Here is a 14619-nt window from a genome sequence, read left to right as displayed (position 1 = left end):
AGCGGATCATGAACCAAGAGGTCATGAACCTTTTCAATCAGCAGGCCCAGCCGCAGAGCTTCGACCAGATCAAGATCTCGATCTCGTCGCCGGAGAAGATCCTCTCGTGGTCCTACGGTGAGATCAAGAAGCCCGAGACGATCAACTACCGCACCTTCAAGCCTGAGCGCGACGGTCTGTTCTGCGCGCGCATCTTCGGGCCGATCAAGGATTACGAGTGCTTGTGCGGCAAGTACAAGCGTATGAAGTACAAGGGCGTCATCTGCGAGAAGTGCGGCGTCGAGGTCACCCTCGCACGCGTCCGTCGCGACCGCATGGGCCATATCGAGCTGGCCGCCCCCGTCGCCCATATCTGGTTCCTGAAGTCGCTGCCGAGCCGCATCGGCCTGCTGCTCGACATGGCGCTCAAGGACCTTGAGCGGATCCTGTACTTCGAGTCCTACGTCGTCATCGAGCCGGGCCTCACCCCCCTGAAGGAGCGTCAGCTTCTGTCGGAGGAGGAGTACCTGCGCGCGCAGGAGGAGTACGGCGAGGATTCGTTCACGGCGATGATCGGCGCCGAGGCGATCCGGCGCATCCTGCAGGAACTCGACCTCGAGGGCATCGCGACCTCGCTCAAGGAGGAGATCGCGACGACGACCTCCGAGCTGAAGCCGAAGAAGCTGATGAAGCGCCTCAAGATCATCGAGGCGTTCCAGCTGTCGGGCAACAAGCCCGAGTGGATGATCCTGACCGTCGTGCCCGTCATCCCGCCGGACCTGCGCCCGCTGGTCCCGCTGGACGGCGGCCGCTTCGCCACGTCGGATCTCAACGACCTCTATCGCCGCGTCATCAACCGCAACAACCGCCTCAAGCGGCTGATCGAGCTGCGCGCGCCGGACATCATCATCCGCAACGAGAAGCGCATGCTTCAGGAAGCGGTCGATGCGCTGTTCGACAACGGCCGCCGCGGCCGCGTCATCACGGGTGCCAACAAGCGTCCGCTGAAGTCGCTTGCCGACATGCTGAAGGGCAAGCAGGGCCGCTTCCGCCAGAACCTGCTCGGCAAGCGCGTCGACTACTCGGGCCGCTCGGTCATCGTGGTCGGCCCCGAGCTGAAGCTGCACCAGTGCGGCCTGCCGAAGAAGATGGCGCTGGAGCTGTTCAAGCCGTTCATCTACGCGCGCTTGGACGCCAAGGGCTTTTCTGCGACCGTCAAGCAGGCGAAAAAACTCGTCGAGAAGGAGAAGCCCGAGGTTTGGGACATCCTTGATGAGGTGATCCGCGAACACCCGGTGATGCTGAACCGCGCGCCGACGCTCCACCGCCTCGGCATCCAGGCCTTCGAGCCAAAGCTGATCGAGGGCAAGGCGATCCAGCTTCACCCGCTGGTCTGCGCCGCGTTCAACGCCGACTTCGACGGCGACCAGATGGCCGTGCACGTCCCCCTGAGCCTCGAGGCTCAGCTGGAAGCGCGCGTCCTGATGATGTCGACCAACAACATCCTGCACCCGGCCAACGGTCAGCCGATCATCGTGCCGTCGCAGGACATCGTTCTCGGCCTCTACTACCTCTCGATCGTGGCCGACGGCGCGGTCGGCGAGCACAAGGCCGATGACAAGAACAACCCGATGCAGGGTGTGTTCGGCGATATCGGTCAGCTCGAGCACGCGCTCGCGGCCAAGTCCGTGTCGCTGCACTCGAAGATCAAGTGGCGCTGGCGCGGCCTCGGCCCCGACGGTGAGCCCGTGTCCCGGATCTACGACACGACGCCTGGCCGCGTGATCCTGTCCGGCGTGCTGCCGCTGCACCCGAAGGTGCCCTTCGACGTCGTCAACAAGCTGATGACCAAGAAGGAAATCTCGGCGATGATCGACACCGTCTACCGCCATTGCGGTCAGAAGGAGTCGGTGATCTTCTGCGACCGCATCATGGCGCTCGGCTTCAGCCACGCGTTCAAGGCCGGCATCTCGTTCGGCAAGGACGACATGGTCGTGCCGTCGAACAAGTGGTCGATCGTCGACGATACCCGCGCGCTCGTGAAGGAGTTCGAGCAGCAGTATCAGGACGGTCTGATCACGCAGGGCGAGAAGTACAACAAGGTCGTCGATGCCTGGGGCAAGTGCTCGACCCGCCTCGCGGACGAGATGATGACCCAGATCTCGTCGGTCCAGAAGGACGAGAACGGCCGCGATAAGCAGCTCAACTCCGTCTACATGATGGCGAATTCCGGCGCTCGCGGCTCGCGTGAGCAGATGCGCCAGCTCGCCGCCATGCGCGGCCTGATGAGTAAGCCCTCGGGCGAGATCATCGAGACGCCGATCATCTCGAACTTCAAGGAAGGTCTCGACGTTCTCGAGTACTTCAACTCCACCCACGGCGCCCGCAAGGGCCTCGCGGACACGGCGCTGAAGACCGCGAACTCGGGCTATCTCACCCGCCGCCTCGTCGACGTGGCGCAGGATGCCGTTATCCGCGAGGTCGATTGCGGCACCACCAACGGCATCAAGATGCGCGCCATCATCGATGCCGGCCAGGTCGTCGCCCCGCTCGCCATCCGCATCCTGGGCCGCGCCGCGGCCGAGGATCTGGTGGCGCAGGACGGCAGCGTCATCATCAAGAGCGGTGAGACGATCGAGGAGCGTCATCTGCCGGCGATCAACGCCGCCGGCATCCAGGAGGTGAAGATCCGCTCGGTGCTGGTCTGCCAGACCAAGAGCGGCGTCTGCGCCACCTGCTACGGGCGCGACCTCGCCCGCGGCACGCCCGTCAACATGGGCGAGGCCGTCGGCGTCATCGCGGCGCAGTCGATCGGCGAGCCGGGCACCCAGCTCACCATGCGCACCTTCCACATCGGCGGTGCGGCGCAGATCTCGGACACGTCCTTCATCGAGTCGAGCTTCGAGGGCACGGTCACGATCCGTAACCGGTCGCTGGCCAAGAACTCGGACGGCGACCTCATCGCCACCGGTCGCTCGGTCGCGGTGGTGATCATCGGTCCGGACGGGGCCGAGCGGGCGGTCCACCGCCTGCAATACGGCGCCAAGGTGCGCGTGGACGAGGGCGACACGATCAAGCGCGGGCAGCGGATCGCCGAGTGGGATCCCTACACCCGTCCGATCGTCGCCGAGGTGGACGGCATCGTCGGCTACGAGGATCTCTACGATGGCCAGTCCATCACCGAGACCACCGACGAGTCGACCGGCATCGCCAAGCGCGTCGTCATCGACTGGCGCGGTTCGTCCCGCACCTCCGACCTGAAGCCGGCGATGGTCGTCCTGGATCAGGACGGCAAGCCGGTGAAGCTGCCGCGCGGCTCGGATGCCCGCTACTTCCTCCCCGTCGATGCCATCATCGGCCTCGATCCGGGCGCGAAGATCAAGGCCGGCGACGTGCTGGCCCGCGTGGCGGCGGAATCGGCCAAGACCCGCGACATCACCGGCGGTCTGCCGCGGGTGGCGGAGCTGTTCGAGGCGCGTCGTCCGAAGGACGCGGCGATCATCGCCGAGAAGTCGGGCTCCATCGCCTTCGGCCGCGACTACAAGAACAAGCGGCGCCTGACGCTGACGCCGCATGACGGTTCCGATGCGGTCGAGTACCTGATCCCGAAGGGCAAGCACATCCACTTGCAGGACGGGGACGTGGTGGAGCTCGGCGACTACATCGTCGACGGCAACCCGGCGCCGCACGACATCCTGGCGATCAAGGGCGTGGAGGAGCTGGCCGCCTACCTCGTCAACGAGATCCAGGAGGTCTACCGGCTCCAGGGCGTGTCGATCAACGACAAGCACATCGAGGTCATCGTCCGGCAGATGCTGCAGAAGGTGGAGATCACCGATGGCGGCGATTCCGACATCCTGACCGGCGACCAGATCGACCGGACCGAGCTGGCCGAGTTCAACGAGAAGCTGCTCGCCGAGGGCAAGAAGCCGATCCAGGGCGTTCCGGTCCTGCTCGGCATCACCAAGGCGAGCTTGCAGACGAAATCGTTCATCTCGGCGGCCTCGTTCCAGGAGACCACCCGCGTCCTCACGGAAGCGGCGGTCAACGGCAAGGTCGACACCCTGGAAGGGCTCAAGGAGAACGTCATCGTCGGCTCGCTCATCCCGGCCGGCACCGGCTCGCTCGCGGCGGATATCCGCTCCATCGCGCGCCGCCGCGACAGCCTGATCCTGCAGCAGCGCTCCGCCGAGAACGCGGCCAACGCCGCCGAGCTCAGCGAGCTGCCCCCGGCCGCCGCCGAGTAATCGGCAGCCCCACCTGGGATCACGACATGAAAAAGGCCCCGGCTCGTAAGAGCCGGGGCCTTTTTCGTTCGGCCGGGGCGCAGGCTTGGCACTCCGCCCAAGGGATCACCCCTTTGGGATCCTCAGGCTGGAGCTGCGAGAGGGAGTGGTCAGCGCCCCGTGCGCACCCGCATCCAAGCGCGCGTCACGAAGCGCTGGGTCGAGTCGTTCCAGGCAGTGTTGACCGAGAGCCGTTGCATGGTCGCGTCATCGGGGTAGATGCCGGGATTGCTCCGGATCTCCGGCCGCACGAACTTCTGCGAGGCGAGGTTGCCATTGGCGTAGGCGACGAAGTTGGTGTTGGCCGCCGCCACTTCGGGCCGCATCATGTAGTCGATGAAGGCGTGGGCCTCGGCCGGGTGGGCGGCGTCCTTCGGGATCGCGAAGGCGTCGAACCACATCAGCGCGCCCTCCTTCGGGATGAAGTAGGCGACCTCGACGCCGTTCTTCGATTCCTCGGCGCGCTTCTTTGCCTGCATCACGTCGCCGGAATAGCCGACTGCGAGGCAGACATCGCCGTTGGCGAGCCCGTTGACGTATTCCGAGGAGTGGAACTTCCGCACCGAGCCGCGGACCTTGTAGAGCGCGTCGGTGACGGCCGTGATGTCGTCCCAGCGCTTCGAATCGGACTTGTAGCCGTAGAAGGGCAGGATCGAGGGGATCAGATCCTCGGGGGAATCGAGGAGCATGACGCCGCAATCCTTGAGCTTCGCCATGAAGCCCGGATTGAGCACGAGGCTCCAGCTGTTGAGCGGCGCGTTCGCACCGAGTCGCTCACGCACGGCCGCCACGTTCACGCCGATGCCGGTGGTGCCCCACATGTAATCGACGGCGTAGGTGTTGCCGGGATCGTAGGCCTGGAGCCGGTTCGAGATCTCCGGCCACGCGTGTTTGAGGTTCGGGATCTTCGCCTTGTCGAGGGGCAGGAAGATTCCGGCCTTGATCAGGCGTTGCAGGTACGGGCCCGAGGGCACGACGACGTCGTAGCCGGACTTGCCGGCGAGAAGCTTCGTTTCGAGGATCTCGTTGTTGTCGTAGGTGTCGTAGACGACCTTGATCCCCGTCTCCTTCGTGAAGTCGTCGAGCACCTTCGGGTCGATATAGTCCGACCAGTTGTAGATGTTGACGACCCGCTCCTCGGCGCCCGCGCCGCCGGCGGCTGCCAGAAGAAGGGGGAGGGCGGCGAGCCCTCCGAGCAGACGCCGCCGGATCACGATTTGCCTCGCGCGGCGGTGACGGCGATCTCGACCCGGTATTCCGGCGCGACGAGCCGGGCTTCGACGGTGGCGCGGGCGGGCGGGTTCTCCCGGTCGACCCAGGCGTCCCAGGCGGCGTTCATCTCGGCGAAGCCGGCGATGTCGGCGAGGTAGATCGTCGCCGAAAGGACGCGGGACTTGTCGCTGCCCGCCGCCATCAGCAGCCGGTCGATCTGCTCCAGGATCTGCTGCGTCTGGGCGGTGACGCCGGTGCCGACCACGTCGGCGGCGACTTGGCCGGCGAGGTACACGAGGTCGCCATGGGCGACCGCCTGGGACATGCGCGGGCCGGTCTCGTAGCGTTCGATGGTCATGATGGGATCGCCGGTCTCGGTTCGTGAAAGAGGCGGACCCTTCTGCCGCCGCGAACGGTTCTCCGTAAAGGGGCTTTCGGCGGAGCGGCCGGCCCCGAAGACAGAGCCGGCACGGCGGGGCCGGATTTTTTGGACGCCCGGCATTTCCCGAGGCAACCGGCATCGTCTTTCGCGCGTTTGTCCCACGAATACGGCCAAGTCTTCCGGCCAGATCTTCAGGTCGAAGACGCTTTTCGGGGTTGGAGCCAAATGGAAATTCTCTGGACCATCATCATCGGCTTCGTGGCCGGCGTCATCGCCAAGTTCATCATGCCCGGTGACAAGGAGCCCGCGGGCTTCATCCTGACGACGATCCTCGGCATCGTCGGCGCTTTCGTCGCGACCTTCATCGGTCAGGCGGTCGGCTGGTACGGGCCCAACGAGGGCGCCCGCTTCATCGGCTCGATCGTCGGCGCCTGCGTCGTGCTCGCCATCTACGGCTTCATCGCCGGCCGCACCAGCAGCCGCTCGCTCTGATACGCGACGACCGACTATCGAGAGAAAAGAGGCGCCCCTCGTGAGGCGCCTCTTTTTTTGTCGGATCTGGAATTCGCGGTCCCCGGCGCTTGGGGAGCGTCAGCCCCGCGCCGCCAACCCGGTGATCGTTTCGGTGATCGTCGTCCGATAGGGCGTCGTCGGCCGGCCGATCAGCCCGCTCAGCTGACGACTCGTATCGTTGAGTCCGCCCTTGGCTGCCGCCGTATCCGAGTCGGCGAGAAGTGCCGCGAAGTCCTCCGGCAGGCCGGCACCGACCAGGGCCGCCTTGAACTCGGCCTCCGTCAGGTTCCGGTAGATGACCGTCTTGCCGGACAGCGCGCTCACCGCCATCGCGAACTCGTCCAGGGTGTAGGCGTCGTCCCCCGCCAGTTCGTAGAGGCGCCCGTCCTGGCCATCCGTCGTCAGCACGACGGCGGCAGCCTCGGCGTAGTCCGCCCGCGCGGCGGAGGCGATCCGGCCCTGGCCCGCGCTGCCCAGAAATGCCCCGTGGGCCAGGGCCGGCGCGATCGAGGCCGCGTAGTTCTCTGTGTACCAACCGTTGCGCAGCACGGTGAAGGACAGACCTGAAGCCTTGAGCGCGTCTTCCGTCCGGCGATGCTCGTCCGCCAGTGCGAGCGGTGAGGTATCGGCGCGCAGCAGGCTGGTATAGGCGATCCGGTTTAGACCGGACTGCCGGGCGGCTTCGATGACGTTCCGGTGCTGGGCCACGCGCCGGCCGATCTCGCTGGACGAGATGAGCAGCAGGCGGTCGATGCCGCGAAAGGCGTCCGCCAATGTCTCGGGACGGGCGTAGTCGGCGATGCGGAGGGTGACGCCGCGGGCACGCAGGTCCTTGGCCCCATCGCTCTCCAGCGAGCGGACGCCTGCCACGATTGTGCCGGCCGGCACCCTCTTCAGCAAGGCTGCGATCACCAGCCGGCCGAGATGGCCGGTGGCACCGGTCACGAAGAGACGCGGTTCTGCTGTGGTCATGACGATGGTCCCACTTGGTTCCCCTGCGGTACAAGGTACCTAATTGAGACCGTATAGACCGTGAAGGAGGCACTTTCTTGGGACAAGGTGACAGCGAGGAAACCACGCCCCGGTCGGGTCAAGCCGAACTGGCTCGCAGGTTTGTCGAGTGGCGGTCCAGCCTTTCGGCGATCGCGGCATGCCCGGTCCGCGATGTGCTGGATCGGGTCGGCGACAAGTGGTCGATGCTGATCCTGATCGCCTTGGCCGCGGGTCCGTGCCGGTTCAGCGCGGTCGCCCGCATGATCCCCGACATCTCCAAGCGGATGCTGACGCAGACGTTTCGCGACCTCGAACGGGACGGCCTCATCGCACGGACGGTGTTCCCGACGAAGCCGCCGAGCGTGGAGTACCGGCTGACGCCGCTGGGAAGCGCGCTCCTCGATCCGCTCGCCCATCTCGTCGGCTGGGCCGAGCAGAACCATGCGGCCATTCAAGAGGCGCGGCGGCGCTTCGAGGCCGGCTCCGCTCGAGATGGGGCACCGGACGCGTTCGCGCCCCGGTCTTCGGTCGAGATCTCGGCCGATCGAGGCCGCGCCTGATCGGGTTACGACCACGCGCAGCTTCAATCGCGAGACGCGGAGGTCAGCCGGTCAGGTCGCGTCCGCCCGCAGTGACCGCCTTGACGGCGCAGTGGCCGGTGGCGCCACGCACGGCCAGCCCGACGCCGACCACCAGGGCGGCGAGGCTCAGGAGCTTGTTCGGCCGGGGCTGGGCCGCGGCGGCGGCGATGCCGAGACCGAGCGCGACGGAGACCGCCCGCTCGGTCATGCTCAGGTTCGGCTCGCCGGAGAAAATGTCCTCGATCATCTCGTTCACGGTCAACGCACTCCTTCTTGATGCCCGTGCAGCGTCGCGGGGCGAACGCAGGGCGGGCGGTGCCGTTCCGTGGAGAGGCGGCTACGCGGCGCTTCCGGCCTGTGCGAGCAGGCGATCGTCGATATCCCGCGCCCGCTTTGCGGCGGGCCGGGCGAAGTGGGGGCCGACATACGCTTCGAAGGCGGGCCGCTTCGGGATCGTGCCGAACTGCATGCCCCAGCCGAGATGGGCGGCGAGGTATAGGTCGGCGGCGCTGAAGCGGTCGCCGGCGACGAAGGCGGTGTCCGCAACCGCACCCTCCAGGGTGTCGAGCACGGCCTCCAGGCTGCCGTAGCCGACCATGCCCCGCATGCGCGGATCGTCCGGCACCTCGACGCCGAGCGTCTTGTTGGTCACTGCCGCCTCCACCGGTCCGGCGCAGAAGAACAGCCAGCGGTAATAGGGGCCGCGGGCCGCCGAGCCGGGCTCGGGCGCGAGCCCGGCTTGCGGGAAGGCGTCGGCGAGATAGGCCAGGATCGCCGCGACTTCGGTGACTGTCGTGGCGCCGTGGCGCAGCGCCGGCACCTTCCCCATCGGGTTGACCGCCCGGTAGGCCTCGCCCTTCATCGCGCCGCCATAGCCGAGCAACTCGGTCCGGTAGGGCGCGCCGATCTCCTCCATCATCCAGCGCGTGATGCGGCCGCGAGACATCGGGTGAGTGTAGAGGACGAGGTCGTCGGTCATCGGTTGAGTCTCCGGAGCCGCCCCGGGTCGCGAGGCACGCGAATCGCTCCTGAGGTCTACGGGATGGCGCCTCGTCTCGGAACCGGGCGGTGATCGACCGGCCGAAACAAAAAAGGGCGGCCTCTCGGCCGCCCTCGTCGTCTCATGCCGGGGGCTTACTCGCCCGACGACTCCCGGCGACGCTCGCCGCGGTCGCGGCGGGGGCCGCGGTCGCCACGATCACCCCGGTCGCTGCGCTCCTCGCGCTCCGGCTCGCCGCGCTCCGCGCGCTCGGCCTTCAGCTTCTCGGTGATGTCCTCGCCGGTCTCCTGATCGACGACCTTCATCGAGAGGCGGATCTTGCCGCGCTCGTCGGCGCCGAGGAACTTCACCTTGACCTTCTGTCCCTCCTTCACGACGTCGCCGACCTTGGCGACGCGCTGGGCGGCCAGCTCGGAGATGTGCACGAGGCCATCCTTGGCGCCGAAGAAGTTCACGAAGGCGCCGAACTCCATGATCTTGACGATCGTGCCGTCGTAGATCGTGCCGGCCTCGGGCTCGGCGACGATGGAGCGGATCCAGTTATAGGCCGCCTTGATCGCCTTGCCGTCGGAGGAGGCGATCTTCACGACGCCGGTATCCTCGATGTTGATCTTGGCGCCGGTCTTCTCGACGATCTCGCGGATGATCTTGCCGCCGGTGCCGATCACGTCGCGGATCTTGTCGGTGGGGATCTGCATCGTCTCGATGCGCGGCGCGTACTCGCCGAGCTCGGGACGGGCCGCGGTCAGCGCGTTGGCCATCTCGCCGAGGATGTGGGCGCGGCCGTCCTTGGCCTGAGCCAGGGCGACGCGCATGATCTCCTCGGTGATGCCGGCGATCTTGATGTCCATCTGGAGCGAGGTGATGCCCTCGTCCGTGCCGGCCACCTTGAAGTCCATGTCGCCGAGATGGTCCTCGTCGCCGAGGATGTCGGAGAGCACCGCGAAGCGCTCGCCTTCCAGGATCAGGCCCATGGCGATGCCGGCCACTGGACGGCGCAGGGGCACGCCCGCGTCCATCAGCGACAGCGAGCCGCCGCAGACGGAGGCCATCGAGGAGGAGCCGTTCGACTCGGTGATCTCGGAGACCACGCGGATCGTGTACGGGAACTCGTGGGCCGGCGGCAGCACGGGCCGGATCGCGCGCCAGGCGAGCTTGCCGTGGCCGATCTCGCGGCGGCCGGGCGAACCCATGCGGCCGGTCTCACCGACGGAGTAGGGAGGGAAGTTGTAGTGGAGCAGGAAGCGCTCCTTGTAGGTCCCCTCCAGCGCGTCGATGAACTGCTCGTCCTCGCCGGTGCCGAGCGTGGCCACGACCAGCGCCTGGGTCTCGCCGCGGGTGAACAGCGATGAGCCGTGGGCACGCGGCAGCACGCCGACTTCCGACACGATCGGACGCACCGTCTTCACGTCGCGGCCGTCGATGCGGGAACCCGTGTCGAGGATGTTCCAGCGGACCACCTTCGACTGGGCCTCCTTGAAGGCGGCCTTGACCTTCTCAGGCGAGAACTTCTGCTCGCCCTCGGCCGGGCAGAGGGCGGCGACCACCTTCGCCTTCACGGCGTCGACAGCCTTGTAGCGGTCCTGCTTGACCGTGATCTTGTAGGCGTCGCGCAGCTCCGACTCGCAGATGTCGAGGACGGCCTTCTCGACGTCGGCGTTCTCGGGCGGGGAGAAGTCGCGCGGCTCCTTGGCGGCCTTCTCGGCCAGGCGGATGATCGCCTCGATGACCGGCTGGAAGTGCTTGTGGCCGAACATCACGGCCCCGAGCATCACGTCCTCGGAGAGCTCCTTGGCCTCCGACTCCACCATCAGCACCGCGTCCTGGGTGCCGGCGACGACGAGGTCCAGGGTCGATTCGGCGATCTCGGTCACCAGCGGGTTCAGCTTGTAGCCGCCGTTGAGGTAGCCGACGCGGGCGGCGCCGATCGGGCCCATGAACGGCACGCCGGAGAGCGTGAGCGCGGCCGACGCCGCCACCATCGAGACGATATCCGGATCGTTCTCGAGGTCGTGGGAGAGGACGGTGACGACGACCTGGGTGTCGTTGCGCCAGCCCTCGACGAAGAGCGGACGGATCGGGCGGTCGATCAGGCGGGAGACCAGGGTCTCCTTCTCGGAGGGACGGCCCTCGCGCTTGAAGTAGCCGCCGGGGATGCGGCCGGCGGCGTAGGCGCGCTCCTGGTAGTTCACGGTCAGCGGCATGAAGTCGATGCCGGCCTTGGGCTCCTTGGCCGCGACCACGGTGGCCAGCACGGTGGTCTCGCCGTAGGTGGCGACCACGGCGCCGTCCGCCTGACGGGCGGTCTTGCCGGTCTCGAGGACCAGCTTGCGGTCGCCCCAGATCAGCTCTTCACGTTGTACGTCGAACATATGTCTCTTGCCTTCGAACATGCGGTGGGCTGAGCCCGGCGCCGCCAGAGGCAAGACGGCGAGACGCTTCGTCGGAGAAGCGTCTCGCGATCCTGCCCTGGCGCCCTGCGCCTTCAAGCCGCCCGGATTGGACCGGCCGGGCCCCATGCCCGGACAGTCCATAGTGAAACGCGGCCCCGAAGGACCGCGTCGGTTGCCTTAGCGGCGGATGCCGAGGCGCTCGATGAGGGTGCGGTAGCGCGCCTCTTCCTTGCGCTTCAGGTAGTCGAGCAGCGAGCGGCGCTGCGACACCAGCTTCAGGAGGCCGCGGCGGGAGTGGTTGTCCTTGCCGTGGGTCTTGAAGTGGGCGGTCAGGTTGGTGATCCGCTCGGTGAGGATGGCGATCTGGACCTCCGGCGAGCCGGTATCCTTGTTGCCCTTGGCGTATTCCTTGATGAGCGCGGTCTTGCGCTCTGCCGTGATCGACATCGCAGGCCTTTCAGATGGGGTTTGGGTCGGAGGCGCCGCCCGAAGGGCAGGGCGCCTTGAAGCTCGCGGTCGGGCCGGTGCCGGGATGTCGTCCAGCACGGTCAGCCGCAAGCGGCACAAGCCCCGCCCGTCAACCGGGTCGAGGCGGCGCGGACCATACACGAAACCGCGGGAAGTGCCAGTGCATGCCCCGTGCTCGCGTGACATCCGCTTCGGCGCGCCTCACGACCGGCGCGAATTTCGCGTTGCCGGACGCGATCCGCTCAGGGCAGTGAGACGCATGCCTCCTCCTTCCCTCGGCACCCGTAAGCCCATCGCGGCCCTCCTGGCCAGCGAGTCCGATTCGGGCGGGCCGACCCTGGCTAAAAACCTCTCTGCCTTCAGTCTCGTCTGCATCGGCGTCGGCGCGACGGTCGGGGCGGGGATCTTCGTGCTCACCGGCACGGCGGCGGCGAACTTCGCCGGGCCGGGGCTGATGCTGTCCTTCGTGCTCGGGGCGGTGGCGAGCGGGCTGGTGGCGCTCTGCTACGCGGAGCTTGCCGCGATGATGCCTGTCGCCGGCTCGACCTATTCCTACACCTACGCGACGCTCGGCGCGCTGCCGGCCTGGATCATCGGCTGGGACCTCGTGCTCGAATTCGCCATGGCCGCCGCGACCATCGCCGTCGGCTGGTCGGGCTACGCCCAGAGCCTCATGGCCGATGCGGGCCTGCGGCTGCCGGCATGGCTCGCCGCGGCGCCGGGGGAGGGCGGGCTCGTCAACGGGCCGGCGGCCCTCGTCGTGCTGGCGCTCACCGCGCTGCTGATGCGCGACAACCGCGGCGCGGCGCGCACCAACGCCGTGCTGGTGGCGCTGAAGGTCGTGATCATCCTCGCCTTCCTCGGGATCGGCGCCCTGCATGTCCGGCCCGCGCTGTGGCAACCGCTGGTGCCGGCCAACGAAGGCGCGTTCGGCGCCTTCGGCTGGAGCGGAATTCTCCGCGGGGCCGGGGTGGTGTTCTTCGCCTATGTCGGCTTCGAGACGATCTCGACGGCGGCGGGCGAGACCCGCAATCCGCAGCGGGACGCGCCGGTGGGCCTGCTCGGCTCGCTCGTCGTCACCGCGGCCCTCTACGTGGCGGTGGCCGCCGTGCTCACCGGCCTCGTGCCCTATCGCGAGCTCGACGTGGCCGACCCAATCGCGAAAGCGATGGCGGTGACGGGGCTGACCGGCTTCTCGGCCGCGATCAAGCTCGGCGCGCTGATCGGGCTCACCACGGCGGCGCTCACGGCGCTCTACGGACAGGCGCGGATCTGCTACGCCATGGCCCGCGACCGCATGCTGCCGGACGTGTTCTCGCGCATCGGCCCGCGAAGCCGGACGCCGTTCGTCGCGCAAGGCATCATCGGACTCGCCACCGCACTTGTGGCAGCCCTGGTGCCGATCAACATCCTCGGCGAACTCGTCAGCATCGGCACGCTGTTCGCGTTCATCCTCGTCTGCGCCAGCGTGCTGATCCTGCGCCGCACGGAGCCGGACTTACCGCGCCCCTTCCGGGTGCCGGGCGGCGCGATCGTGCCGGTCGCGGGCATCCTGGCCTGCCTCGCCCTGATGGTGAGCCTGCCCGGCGACACCTGGCTGCGCCTGCTGGCTTGGCTCGGCCTCGGGCTGGCGATCTGGTTCGGCTACGGCCGCCGTCGCGTCGGCCGAGATCCAGGTTTCGAAAGGACAAGTCCTTTCGCGGGTCCAGGGCAGAGCCCGGGTTGAAGGGATGCCGGGGCTCTGCCCCGGCGCCCCGCCAAAGGGATGATCCCTTTGGAATCCCGAAACTCAGTACGAGCGGTGATGGCCCGCGGCGCGGCCGCCGCCGTAGCGGCGACGCAGGTACGAGATGGCCTTGGGCAGGAGGAAGACGACGAGGATCTGGCGCAGGATCGAGCGCATCCGGTGGGACTCCGTGTCTGAAGACTAAGGTTGAAGTCCCAATGCCCGGAGGGGCGCCCGCGTTCCCGGCTACAGTTCCAGCGCCAGCGTGACCGGGACATGGTCGGAGGGCTTGTCCCAGCCGCGCGCCGCGCGAAACACCTCGACCCGACGCACCGTGCCGGCGAGATCGGGCGAGACCCAGGCATGGTCGAGGCGCCGGCCCTTGTTGGCGAGTTCCCAGTTCGGCGAGCGGTAGCTCCACCAGGTGTAGATCTTCTCCGGCTCCGGGGTGAGGAGCCGGGCCGCATCGATCCAGCCGGCCTCGCCGCGCAGGGTCTCCAGCGCCTCGGTCTCGGCGGGGGTGTGGCTCACCACGTCGAGGAGCTGCTTGTGCGACCAGACGTCGTGCTCCAGCGGCGCCACGTTGAGGTCGCCCACCAGGATCGCCGGGCCGGCGACGCGCCGGCCGCCCCAGGCGCGCAGCTCGGACAGGAAGTCGAGCTTGTGCGCGAATTTCGGGTTGAGGTCGCGGTGGGGCACGTCGCCGCCGGCCGGCACGTAGAAATCGTGCAGCACGATCCCCGCCGCCGGCCCCGCCTCGGGTCCGAGCACCGCCGAGATATGGCGCGCATCGGCCCGCTCGCAGAAGCTCATCACGTCGCGGGTGAGGAGGGGAAAGCGCGAGATGATCGCGACGCCGTTATAGCCCTTCTGCCCGGCGAAGACGATGTGCTCGTAGCCCGAGCCCTTGAACGCCTTGAGCGGGAACAGCTCGTCCGGGCACTTGGTCTCCTGCAGGCAGAGCACGTCGGGTTGCGCTTCGCGCAGGAAGCGCAGCACGGACTCGATGCGCAGCCGCACCGAATTGATGTTCCAGGTCGTGACGGTGAGGCGCAACGGACAAGCCTGAGAAGCGGGGCGATGGGT

General features: G+C 67.6%; 12 protein-coding genes. 4 read left to right on the top strand and 8 right to left on the bottom strand.

The features are described 5' to 3' along the window. Positions 1–8: 8 nt before the first annotated feature. Entirely contained in the window at positions 9–4226 is a 4218-nt protein-coding gene (rpoC, locus tag MFF24_RS09675; protein WP_108941749.1) for a DNA-directed RNA polymerase subunit beta', read from the top strand. Positions 4227–4375: 149 nt separating this feature from the next. Here the strand turns inward: rpoC and MFF24_RS09670 are convergent, their stop codons facing one another. Together MFF24_RS09670 and MFF24_RS09665 are read right to left on the bottom strand one after the other, a co-directional pair. Further along, positions 4376–5479, bottom strand: a complete 1104-nt coding sequence (locus MFF24_RS09670; protein WP_238224255.1) for a polyamine ABC transporter substrate-binding protein — start codon at positions 5477–5479, stop codon at positions 4376–4378. Then, on the bottom strand, positions 5476–5835 hold the full coding sequence (locus tag MFF24_RS09665; RefSeq protein ID WP_238224254.1) for a RidA family protein: 360 nt from the start codon (positions 5833–5835) through the stop codon (positions 5476–5478). The genes MFF24_RS09670 and MFF24_RS09665 overlap by 4 nt, the downstream gene beginning before the upstream one ends. Before the next feature lie 249 nt (positions 5836–6084). On the opposite strand from MFF24_RS09665, the gene MFF24_RS09660 reads away from it, so the two are divergent. Beyond that, positions 6085–6351 carry a GlsB/YeaQ/YmgE family stress response membrane protein gene (locus tag MFF24_RS09660; RefSeq protein ID WP_108941752.1) on the top strand — a complete coding sequence of 89 codons (267 nt, stop codon included), beginning with the start codon at positions 6085–6087 and terminating at the stop codon, positions 6349–6351. Between the two features lie 99 nt (positions 6352–6450). Here MFF24_RS09660 and MFF24_RS09655 read toward each other — a convergent pair whose 3' ends face one another. Beyond that, entirely contained in the window at positions 6451–7344 is an 894-nt protein-coding gene (locus tag MFF24_RS09655; protein ID WP_238224252.1) for an SDR family oxidoreductase, read from the bottom strand. 77 nt (positions 7345–7421) lie between these two features. On the opposite strand from MFF24_RS09655, the gene MFF24_RS09650 reads away from it, so the two are divergent. Next, a complete protein-coding gene (locus MFF24_RS09650; RefSeq protein WP_238224250.1) occupies positions 7422–7925 on the top strand; it encodes a winged helix-turn-helix transcriptional regulator in 504 nt (167 codons plus the stop codon). 43 nt (positions 7926–7968) lie between these two features. Here the strand turns inward: MFF24_RS09650 and MFF24_RS09645 are convergent, their stop codons facing one another. The 4 genes from MFF24_RS09645 to rpsO all read right to left on the bottom strand — a co-directional run bounded on the left by MFF24_RS09645 (position 7969) and on the right by rpsO (position 11786). Continuing rightward, positions 7969–8193 (bottom strand): YgaP-like transmembrane domain, encoded by a 225-nt coding sequence (locus MFF24_RS09645; protein WP_210279257.1) that lies wholly within the window; start codon positions 8191–8193, stop codon positions 7969–7971. Between the two features lie 90 nt (positions 8194–8283). Beyond that, entirely contained in the window at positions 8284–8925 is a 642-nt protein-coding gene (locus tag MFF24_RS09640; RefSeq protein ID WP_238224247.1) for a glutathione S-transferase family protein, read from the bottom strand. A 155-nt stretch (positions 8926–9080) separates the two neighbouring features. Continuing rightward, positions 9081–11318, bottom strand: a complete 2238-nt coding sequence (gene pnp / locus MFF24_RS09635; RefSeq protein WP_231344110.1) for a polyribonucleotide nucleotidyltransferase — start codon at positions 11316–11318, stop codon at positions 9081–9083. A 198-nt stretch (positions 11319–11516) separates the two neighbouring features. After that, a complete protein-coding gene (gene rpsO / locus MFF24_RS09630) occupies positions 11517–11786 on the bottom strand; it encodes a 30S ribosomal protein S15 (protein WP_009864833.1) in 270 nt (89 codons plus the stop codon). Between the two features lie 280 nt (positions 11787–12066). On the opposite strand from rpsO, the gene MFF24_RS09625 reads away from it, so the two are divergent. Continuing rightward, positions 12067–13533 (top strand): amino acid permease, encoded by a 1467-nt coding sequence (locus tag MFF24_RS09625; RefSeq protein WP_238224245.1) that lies wholly within the window; start codon positions 12067–12069, stop codon positions 13531–13533. 246 nt (positions 13534–13779) lie between these two features. Here the strand turns inward: MFF24_RS09625 and MFF24_RS09620 are convergent, their stop codons facing one another. Continuing rightward, the gene (locus MFF24_RS09620) at positions 13780–14589 is read right to left on the bottom strand and encodes an exodeoxyribonuclease III (protein ID WP_238224244.1); all 810 of its coding nucleotides are present in this window, start codon (positions 14587–14589) and stop codon (positions 13780–13782) included. Positions 14590–14619: the final 30 nt, after the last annotated feature.

Source organism: Methylorubrum aminovorans (assembly GCF_022179725.1).
GTDB lineage: Bacteria > Pseudomonadota > Alphaproteobacteria > Rhizobiales > Beijerinckiaceae > Methylobacterium > Methylobacterium aminovorans.
Note: the sequence above shows the minus strand (reverse complement) of the source record. Positions and strands in the feature narration are given on the sequence as shown.

What these genes read in the sequence shown, in the direction of transcription:
- rpsO (WP_009864833.1), bottom strand. Translation starts at nt 11,786, where the DNA reads ATGTCGATCACGGCAGAGCGCAAGACCGCGCTCATCAAGGAATACGCC.
- pnp (WP_231344110.1), bottom strand. Translation starts at nt 11,318, where the DNA reads ATGTTCGACGTACAACGTGAAGAGCTGATCTGGGGCGACCGCAAGCTG.
- MFF24_RS09625 (WP_238224245.1), top strand. Translation starts at nt 12,067, where the DNA reads ATGCCTCCTCCTTCCCTCGGCACCCGTAAGCCCATCGCGGCCCTCCTG.
- MFF24_RS09640 (WP_238224247.1), bottom strand. Translation starts at nt 8,925, where the DNA reads ATGACCGACGACCTCGTCCTCTACACTCACCCGATGTCTCGCGGCCGC.
- MFF24_RS09665 (WP_238224254.1), bottom strand. Translation starts at nt 5,835, where the DNA reads ATGACCATCGAACGCTACGAGACCGGCCCGCGCATGTCCCAGGCGGTC.
- MFF24_RS09660 (WP_108941752.1), top strand. Translation starts at nt 6,085, where the DNA reads ATGGAAATTCTCTGGACCATCATCATCGGCTTCGTGGCCGGCGTCATC.
- MFF24_RS09655 (WP_238224252.1), bottom strand. Translation starts at nt 7,344, where the DNA reads ATGACCACAGCAGAACCGCGTCTCTTCGTGACCGGTGCCACCGGCCAT.
- MFF24_RS09645 (WP_210279257.1), bottom strand. Translation starts at nt 8,193, where the DNA reads ATGATCGAGGACATTTTCTCCGGCGAGCCGAACCTGAGCATGACCGAG.
- rpoC (WP_108941749.1), top strand. Translation starts at nt 9, where the DNA reads ATGAACCAAGAGGTCATGAACCTTTTCAATCAGCAGGCCCAGCCGCAG.